The 287-nt window shown below is 38.3% G+C and carries 1 pseudogene; it reads right to left on the minus strand.

Annotation, left to right across the window (positions count from 1 at the left end):
• Positions 1 to 287, minus strand: a pseudogene (locus FTW16_RS01455) (response regulator); the annotation flags it as partial.

Consider the following 287-nt stretch of genomic DNA (forward strand, 5'->3'; position numbering starts at 1 on the left):
TTGATGCTCACTTCGTTAAGAAGCTCTTCAAGTCTTTTTAAATCTAACTGCTTGAGTGCTTGGTATAAGTCATCGAATTCACAGTCTATTTCTCGTTCGTTTGAGCTGGATTTTTTCAGTTTCAACATAGCTGCTGAGTTAGAAATAACGATAATAACAGCCAAGATTACGGCTATCATAAACAACCACACAAAGAACTTGTTCTTTTCTGACATCAAGCCGCTCGCGTGCTTATTAAACATGTTGCGATAGTTGTCATCCATTTGCAGGTAGCTGTTAGTGAGTGA

The sequence above is a fragment of the Vibrio sp. T20 genome, assembly GCF_007858795.1.
GTDB classification, from domain to species: domain Bacteria; phylum Pseudomonadota; class Gammaproteobacteria; order Enterobacterales; family Vibrionaceae; genus Vibrio; species Vibrio satsumensis.